The 7,007-nt window shown below is 73.2% G+C and carries 5 protein-coding genes; 2 read left to right on the forward strand and 3 right to left on the reverse strand.

Features of this window, described 5'->3' with window-relative positions; translation table 11 throughout:
* Both efeO and efeB read left to right on the forward strand, forming a co-directional pair.
* The coding region (gene efeO, locus Q6969_RS11385) for an iron uptake system protein EfeO (protein WP_317230544.1) at nt 1-1,177 on the forward strand (1,177 nt) is incomplete at its 5' end.
* Nucleotides 1,177-2,529 (forward strand): iron uptake transporter deferrochelatase/peroxidase subunit, encoded by a 1,353-nt coding sequence (gene efeB, locus Q6969_RS11390; RefSeq protein ID WP_317230545.1) that lies wholly within the window; start codon nt 1,177-1,179, stop codon nt 2,527-2,529. The genes efeO and efeB, both read left to right, overlap by 1 nt.
* Here efeB and Q6969_RS11395 read toward each other — a convergent pair.
* The 3 genes from Q6969_RS11395 to Q6969_RS11405 all read right to left on the reverse strand — a co-directional run bounded on the left by Q6969_RS11395 (nt 2,499) and on the right by Q6969_RS11405 (nt 6,801).
* Nucleotides 2,499-2,936, reverse strand: a complete 438-nt coding sequence (locus Q6969_RS11395) for a VOC family protein (protein ID WP_317230546.1) — start codon at nt 2,934-2,936, stop codon at nt 2,499-2,501. The two genes, efeB and Q6969_RS11395, sit on opposite strands and share 31 nt — an antisense overlap.
* A gap of 125 nt (nt 2,937-3,061) precedes the next feature.
* A complete protein-coding gene (gene typA, locus Q6969_RS11400; protein ID WP_303054789.1) occupies nt 3,062-4,969 on the reverse strand; it encodes a translational GTPase TypA in 1,908 nt (635 codons plus the stop codon).
* Between the two features lie 116 nt (nt 4,970-5,085).
* The gene (locus tag Q6969_RS11405) at nt 5,086-6,801 is read right to left on the reverse strand and encodes an ABC transporter family substrate-binding protein (protein WP_317230547.1); all 1,716 of its coding nucleotides are present in this window, start codon (nt 6,799-6,801) and stop codon (nt 5,086-5,088) included.
* Between the last annotated feature and the right edge of the window lie 206 nt (nt 6,802-7,007).

Here is a 7,007-nt window from a genome sequence, read left to right on the forward strand (position 1 = left end):
GCTCGCCGGCGCCGCACTCGCCCTCAGCGGCTGCGTCGCCAACGCCCCGGCCGGAGCCGCTGGCGACGGCGCCGCCGCGGACTCCGGCGCGACGCGGCTCACGGTCGACAGCTCGGCCGACGCGTGCACCGTGTCCGCCGCGACCGCGCCGAGCGGCACCGTGTCGTTCCACGTCACGAACTCCACCGACCAGGTCACCGAGTTCTACCTCCTCGCCGAGGACGGCCTGCGCATCGTCGGCGAGGTCGAGAACGTGAGCCCCGGCATCGAGCGCGACCTCGTGCTCACGGCCCAGCCCGGGGACTACTACACGGTCTGCAAGCCCGGCATGGTCGGCGACGGCGTCGGCCGCGCGCCCTTCACCGTGACGGGCGAGCAGGTGGCGCTCGCGGGCGACGCCGAGCAGCAGGGCCAGGAGGCCGCCGCGGCCTACCTCGCCTACGTGAAGGACCAGGTCGGCAAGCTCCTCCCCGCCACCCAGGAGTTCGCGGACGCGTACCTCGCGGGCGACGACGACCGGGCGCGCGCCCTGTACCCCACCAGCCGCGCCTACTACGAGCGCGTCGAGCCGGTCGCGGAGTCGTTCGGCGACCTCGACCCCGAGATCGACTTCCGCGAGGCCGACGTGGAGCCGGGCACCGAGTGGACGGGATGGCACCGCATCGAGAAGGACCTGTGGCAGCCCGCCCCCGACGCGAACGGCGGCGACGTCTACGTGCCGCTCAGCACCGCCGACCGCGCCCGCTTCGCCCAGGAGCTCACGGCCGACACGCAGCGCCTCTACGACGCCGTGCACGCCGACGACTTCTCCATCGACATCTCCACCGTCTCCAACGGGGCCGTCGGCCTCATGGACGAGGTCGCCACGGGCAAGATCACCGGCGAGGAGGAGATCTGGTCCCACACGGACCTCTGGGACTTCCAGGCCAACCTGGAGGGCGCGCGCGTCGCGTACGAGGGCGTCCGCGACATCGTGGAGCCGAAGGACCCGGAGCTCGTCGCCACGCTCGACGCCCGGTTCGCCTCCCTCGAGCAGGACCTCGCCGCCTACGGCTCCCTCGAGCAGGGCTTCACCACGTACGACCAGCTCACGACGGAGCAGGTCAAGGGCCTCGCCGACGGCGTCAACGCCCTCTCCGAGCCGCTGTCGAAGCTGACCGGGGCGCTCGTCGGCTGATGACGCACCACGACGCCGCGGCCCCCTCCGCACCCGCTCCCGAGGCCCATGCCGCGCCCGACGCCGCACCGGGCCCCCGGTCGGCCGGCATCTCCCGCCGGGGGATCCTCGGGCTCCTCGGCGCGGGTGCGCTCGGCGGGGGCCTCGTCGGGGCGGCGGGCGGCGTCATGGCCGACCGCGCCTTCGCGGGCGCCCGGCAGGCGGCGGGCGGCGCCACGTACCCGTTCCACGGCGCGCACCAGGCCGGCATCACCACGCCCGCCCAGGACCGCCTGCACTTCGCGTCCTTCGACGTCGCCGACATCGACCGCGCGGGCCTCGTCTCCCTCCTCGAGGACTGGAGCGCCGCGGCCGCGCGCATGACGGCGGGTGGATCCGCGGGAGCGCTCGGCGCGGTCGACGGCCCCTACGACGCCCCGCCGGACGACACCGGCGAGGCGCTCGACCTGCCGCCGTCGGGCCTCACGATCACCTTCGGCCTCGGCCCGTCGCTCTTCACGACGGCCGAGGGCGTGGACCGCTTCGGCATCGCCGACCGTCGTCCGGCGGCGCTGGTCGACCTGCCGCGCTTCCCCGGCGAGGCGCTCGTCCCGCAGGCGACCGGCGGCGACCTCTGCATCCAGGCGTGCAGCGATGACCCGCAGGTCGCGGTCCACGCCGTCCGGAACCTGTCCCGCATCGCGTTCGGCCGGGCGTCCATCCGCTGGTCGCAGCTCGGGTTCGGGCGGACGTCCTCCACGAGCCGCGCCCAGGTCACCCCGCGGAACCTCTTCGGGTTCAAGGACGGCACCGCGAACGTCAAGTCCGAGGACACCCGCCAGGTCGAGGACCACGTCTGGGCCGACGCCGGATCCGCGCCCGCCGAGGCGTGGATGCGGGGCGGCTCCTACCTCGTCGCCCGCCGCATCCGCATGACCATCGAGACCTGGGACCGGGCGTCGCTTCGCGAGCAGGAGCGCGTGGTCGGCCGCACGAAGGGCTCGGGCGCCCCGCTGAGCGGCGGCACCGAGTTCACCCCGCCCGACTTCCACGCCACGGGCCGGGCGGACGCGCCGCTCATCGACGCGGCGTCGCACGTGCGGCTGGCGCACCCGGACGCCAACGGCGGCGCGGTGCTCCTCCGCCGCGGCTACAACTTCGTCGACGGCAACGACGACCTCGGCCGTCTGAACGCGGGCCTGTTCTTCCTCGCGTTCCAGCGCGACCCGCGGACGCAGTTCATCCCCGTGCAGCAGAGCCTCTCCCGCGACGCGATGAACGAGTACCTGCGTCACGTCGGCAGCGGGATCTGGGCGGTGCCGCCGGGTGCCACGCGCGGCGGCTACGTGGGCGAGACGCTCTTCGCCTCCTGACCGGCCGCGCGGGGCTCCGCGGCCCGGTCGCCCGCGTCCACGACGCAGGAGCGCGTCCCCTCGGGATCCTCGAGGATCACGTGGTCCGCGTCGGCCGGACGCCCCGACCAGTCGACTGCGCGCGCCCCGAGCGCGACGAGGCGGCGCACCTCCGCGTCCTGGTCGTCGGCGTACAGGTCGAGGTGGATGCGCGGCGGCAGCGCCCGATCCGACGGGTGGGCATCCAGCGACGCGTTCGGAGCGCAGCCGTCCCGGGAGCGCAGCAGCACGAAGTCGTCGTCGGCCGGCTCGCGGACCTCGTGGTCGAGCGCACGCGACCAGGACCGGGTCTGCGCGGGGAGGTCGTGCACGCGGATGACGTCGGAGCCGTCGGAGCCGTCGGAGCCGTCGGAGCCGTCGGAGATCATGCCCGGATGCTGCGCCCGCCGGTGAACCCCAGCCCCCCGACCGAGGCGGAGACGAGGACGGGCCCGCCCGCCGGCCGCCTCCTGCCGAGGGACCTGGCGGACGGGCCCGTCCGGGTGGTGCTGCGCTACGCGTTCTGCTTCTTCAGCCGCGAGGTCTTCCGCTGGCGCGCGTTGGCGTCGAGCTCCACCTTGCGGATCCGGACGAACTCGGGCGTGACCTCCACGCACTCGTCCTCGCGGGCGAACTCGAGGCACTCCTCGAGCGTGAGCTTCCGCGACGGCGTCATGCGCTCGAAGGAGTCGGAGGTGGACTGACGCATGTTGGTCAGCTGCTTCTCCTTGGTGATGTTCACGTCCATGTCGTCCGCACGCGAGTTCTCGCCGACGACCATGCCCTCGTAGACCTCCTGCGTGGGCTCCACGAAGAACGACATGCGCTCCTGCAGGGCGACCATGGCGAACGGGGTGGCGACACCGGCGCGGTCGGCGACGATCGAGCCGTTGACGCGGGTCGTGATCTCGCCCGCCCACTGCTCGTAGCCGTGCGACACGGCGTTGGCGATGCCCGCGCCGCGCGTGATGGTGAGGAACTCCGTGCGGAAGCCGATGAGGCCGCGCGACGGGACGACGAACTCCATGCGGACCCAGCCGGTGCCGTGGTTGCTCATGCCCTCCATGCGGCCCTTGCGGGCGGCGAGGAGCTGCGTGATCGCGCCGAGGTACTCCTCGGGCGAGTCGATGGTGAGGTGCTCGTAGGGCTCGTGCACCTTGCCGTCGACCTGCTTCACGACCACCTGCGGCTTGCCGACGGTGAGCTCGAAGCCCTCGCGGCGCATCTGCTCCACGAGGATCGCGAGCGCCAGCTCGCCACGGCCCTGGATCTCCCAGGCGTCCGGGCGGCCGATGTCGACGAGCTTGATGGACACGTTGCCGATGAGCTCGCGGTCGAGGCGGTCCTTGACCATGCGCGCGGTGAGCTTGTGGCCCTTGACCTTGCCGATGAGCGGGCTGGTGTTCGTGCCGATGGTCATCGAGATGGCCGGGTCGTCCACCGTGATGGTGGGGAGCGGGCGGACGTCCTCGGGGTCGGCGAGCGTCTCGCCGATGGTGATGTCCTCGATGCCGGCGACGGCGACGATGTCGCCGGGGCCCGCGGACTCGGTCGGGAAGCGGTCGAGCGCCTTCGTGATGAGGAGCTCGGTGATCTTCACGTTCTTGACGGTGCCGTCGTGCTTGACCCAGGCGACCTGCTGGCCCTTCTTGATCGTGCCGTTGAAGACGCGGAGGAGGGCGAGGCGGCCGAGGAAGGGCGACGCGTCGAGGTTGGTGACGTGGGCCTGGAGCGGGTGCGCGTCGTCGTAGGTCGGCGCCGGGACGTGGTCGAGGATCGCCTTGAACAGGGGCTCGAGGTCCTCGTTGTCGGGCAGCTCGCCGTTCTCCGGCTTGTTGGCGCTCGCGGCGCCGTTGCGGCCGGACGCGTAGACGACGGGCACGTCGAGGATCGCGTCGAGGTCGAGGTCGGGGTGCTCGTCCGACATGTCGGAGGCGAGGCCGAGGAGCAGGTCCTGGCTCTCGGCCACGACCTCGTCGATGCGCGCGTCGGGGCGGTCGGTCTTGTTGACCAGGAGGATCACGGGGAGCTTGGCCTCGAGGGCCTTGCGGAGCACGAAGCGCGTCTGGGGCAGCGGGCCCTCGGACGCGTCGACGAGGAGCACGACGCCGTCGACCATGGAGAGGCCGCGCTCGACCTCGCCGCCGAAGTCGGCGTGGCCCGGGGTGTCGATCACGTTGATGACGATGGGCGAGCCGTCGGCGTGCTTGCCGTTGTAGAGCACCGCGGTGTTCTTCGCGAGGATCGTGATGCCCTTCTCGCGCTCGAGGTCGTTCGAGTCCATCATGCGGTCCTCGCCCTCGAAGTGGGCGTCGAACGAGTTCGTCTGCTTGAGCATGGCGTCGACCAGGGTGGTCTTGCCGTGGTCCACGTGGGCCACGATGGCCACATTGCGGAGGTCGTTGCGCGCGACTAGCGCCATAGTGCTGTCCTTCAGTGGGAAGAGGATGCTGGCCTTGTCATCAAGGGAGTAGGGCGAAGAGCCGCCGTCTGCTATTCCCAGCGTCGTCCAGTCTACCGTGCCGATGCAAACCGGGCTCAGGGAGCGGCGGGGGCGAGCGTCCAGCGCCACGCGTCGTCGAGGATCCCGGCCTGGTGCGCGGACACCTGGACCCCTCCGACCCGCTCCTGCGCGGCCGCCAGGGCGGGGTGCTGGTAGAGCGGGAGCCCGGTGCGGTCGCCGTACATGCGGCGGTCCAGGCGCAGCAGGAGCTCGGTGCGGGCGTCGTCGTCCTCGGTGCGGCTGAGCGAGGCGAAGAGTGACGCGACGTCGGGGTCGGCGGTCGCCTGGCCGTCCCGGGCGTCGGCGCGTCCCTCGTGCGCCGCGCGGACGGAGGCGACCGACGGGTACGCGTCCTCGGATCCGATGAGCGCGGCGTCGTACGCGCCTGCCTGGTCGAGCACGCTCTCCCACTGCGGGGTGGAGCAGTCGGTGACGACGAACCCGGCCTCGCCGGCCGAGTCGCGGATCGCCTCGAACGCGGCGACGCGGCGGGGATCGGCGGGGTCGAACAGCACGCACACCTCGGGGGCCGCCTGGGCGGCCGCGGCGAGCAGCCGACGGGCCTCGTCGAGGTCGACCTCGTCGAAGCGGCTCGACCCGTTGGCCCGCACCTGGTCGGCGTAGCCGTCCGTCCCCGGGGCGAGGACGAAGGAGTCGCGCGTGGTGGCGTCGGGGTCGATGGGCGCGGCCGCGTCGCGGAGGATCTCGTCCCGCGGGATCGTGGACAGGAAGGCCGTGCGGACGGCCACGTCCGACATCGCGGGGTTCCGGGCGCCCGCGGTCTGCAGATCGAGGCGCTCCCATGCCGCGGACGCGCCGCGCACGACCTGCACGCCGTCGAGGTCGGCGAGGGCGTCGGCGAGCTCGCCGTCGGCCGTCGGCGCGATCACGTCGACGTCGCCGTCGGCGAGGGCCTGGACCGCGGCGCCCGGATCCTCGATGGTCGACACGACGATGCGCTCGACCGACGGCCGGTGGAAGCCGGAGTAGAAGCGGTTGGCCCGCAGCGTGATGGACGTGCCCGGATCGATCGAGTCGATGGCGTACGGCCCGGAGCCCACGGCGCGGTCGGGGTGCGCCGCGATCTCGGCCACGCCGAAGCCGCGGTTCCACGCATCGGAGATGGGCGAGAGGAGCTCGGGGGCGCCGTCCTGCACGGCGTCGACCAGCGTCTGCTTGGCGCGGCCGGGGCTCGACATGTCGAGCGCGAGCTGCACGACGGCGTGCGCCGGGAGCCCGACCTCGAACGCGAGGCGCCAGTCGGGCGCGTACTCGTCGAAGACCATGGTGATCGACCGGCCGCCGTCGCCGATCTCCGGCGTGCGCGTGACGTGCGTCAGCGTCTCGTCGGCCGCGGCGTCGAACCAGACGGCCTCCTCCGGGAGCGGGCCGGTGTACCCGCCCGTGGACTCGTCGACGTACCCCGCCGCGTCGAAGCCCGGGGTGTCGAGCGCGCCGGACCCCGCGGCCCAGGCGAGCAGGAGGTCGGCCGCGTCGACGGGCTCGCCGTCGGACCAGCGGACGCCCTCGGCCACCGTGTACTCGACGGTGAACGGGTCGCGCGAGACGACCCGCGCGGATCCGTAGCCGGGGTCGGCGGCGACCGTGCCGTCCGGGGAGACCTCCGAGAAGCGGGCGTTCGTCGCGTGGACGATCTCCCGGTTGCCGTCGGTGCCGCCGGTGCGGGAGGCCGCGTTGTAGGAGGTGAAGGACGTGGGCAGCGCGGCGCGGATCTCGGTGTCGGCGACCATCCCGGTCGTCGGCGCGCAGGCGGCGAGGCCGGCTACGAGGGCCAGCGCGACGGCGGCGGAGGCACCGCGGACGGCCCGGCGGATCCCTCGCGGGCGCCGGGCTGGAGCGGCCTCGGGGCCTCGCGTGTCGCTGTCCATCGCCGACGATCCTACGCGAGCGGCATGACGAGGCCCGCCGCCCGCGCGCCCCCGCAAGGGGGTGCGGC

It is taken from the genome of Clavibacter sp. MX14-G9D, assembly GCF_032917815.1.
GTDB classification, from domain to species: Bacteria; Actinomycetota; Actinomycetes; order Actinomycetales; family Microbacteriaceae; genus Clavibacter; species Clavibacter michiganensis_K.